At 76.2% G+C, this 1126-nt stretch carries 1 protein-coding gene; it reads left to right on the top strand.

The genetic code is table 11. The features are described from left to right. The first annotated feature begins 182 nt into the window (after window positions 1-182). On the top strand, window positions 183-1100 hold the full coding sequence (locus H488_RS33265; protein ID WP_017834568.1) for a type IV toxin-antitoxin system AbiEi family antitoxin domain-containing protein: 918 nt from the start codon (window positions 183-185) through the stop codon (window positions 1098-1100). The last annotated feature ends 26 nt before the right edge of the window (window positions 1101-1126 follow it).

The raw sequence follows: 1126 nt of genomic DNA, 5'->3' as shown, positions 1-1126 counted from the left end.
GGGTGACCACGAAAAATCGTGGTCACCCGGGCCCCGGCGGGTCATCGGGTCATTCCGGGGTCAGGCGCGTCGAGCTCCGTCCGCACTGCACGCCGGGCGCTCACGCATCCCCCTCCCGGGCACCGTCCCCGTGCCGGGCCGGACCTCGGACGGGCGGGCCCCGCCGCGGTGAGCCTGACCCCATGACCACGCTGCCCGGCCGGCTCCTGACCCTTGAAGCGCTGCAGGACCTCGGCCTCTCGCCGTCCACCGTCACCCGGGCCGTCCGCCGGGGCGACCTCCTCCGGATCAGGCAGGGGGTGTACGCGACACCGTCCTGGTGGCGGGACCTGGGAGCGGAGGGACGGCTGCGGCAGATGCACGCCGCCCTGGCCCTGCGCGCCGCCAGTGCCCCGGTGTTCGGGCACTCCTCGGCGGCCCTGCTCCACGGCCTGGACCTGCTGCACCGACCGGCGGCACCGCACGTCGTCTCTCCGCCCGGCCGCGGTTCCCGGAACAACCGGACCTGCGTCCACCACTGGGCCGAGCTGCCGCCGGAGCACGTCGTCCGAGTGGGCGGGCTGCTGGCCACGTCCGTGCCCCGCACCGTGCTGGACTGCGCGTCCACCCTGCCCCTCCGCGAGGCGGTGGCGACCGCCGACCACGCCCTCCGCCGGGGCACCGAGCGCGCGGAACTCCTCGCCCTGCTCGAGCGCCGCGCCGGCGCGCCGGGGTGCCGCCGGGCCCGGCGGGTGCTCGACCTCGCCGACGGTCGCTCCGAGTCGCCCGGCGAGACGCTGACCCGGCTGGTGCTGCTTCGCGCGCGACTGCCCCGGCCGGAGCTGCAGGTGCGCATCCGGACGCCGCGCGGCCTGTATCGCGGGGACTTCGGGTGGCGGGCGCAGCGCCTGCTCCTGGAGTTCGACGGCGACACCGAGTACTACGACCACGGCCCCACCGACCGGGTCCTCGTGCAGGAGCGGCGGCGGGAGAAGGACCTCGCCAACGCCGGGTGGCGGATCCTGCGGACGGACTGGGCCACCGTGGTGCACCGGCCGGACGACCTGGTGGCTCTCGTGCGCCGGGAGCTCGCCGCGCGTGACCGCAGGATCATCGAATGACCCGCGGGGGCCCGGGTGACCACGAA

Origin of the sequence: Kocuria sp. UCD-OTCP, assembly GCF_000349605.1 — a bacterium.
GTDB lineage: Bacteria > Actinomycetota > Actinomycetes > Actinomycetales > Micrococcaceae > Kocuria > Kocuria rosea.
This window is presented reverse-complemented; position numbering and strand designations above follow the sequence as displayed.

What these genes read in the sequence shown, in the direction of transcription:
- H488_RS33265 (WP_017834568.1), top strand. Translation starts at nt 183, where the DNA reads ATGACCACGCTGCCCGGCCGGCTCCTGACCCTTGAAGCGCTGCAGGAC.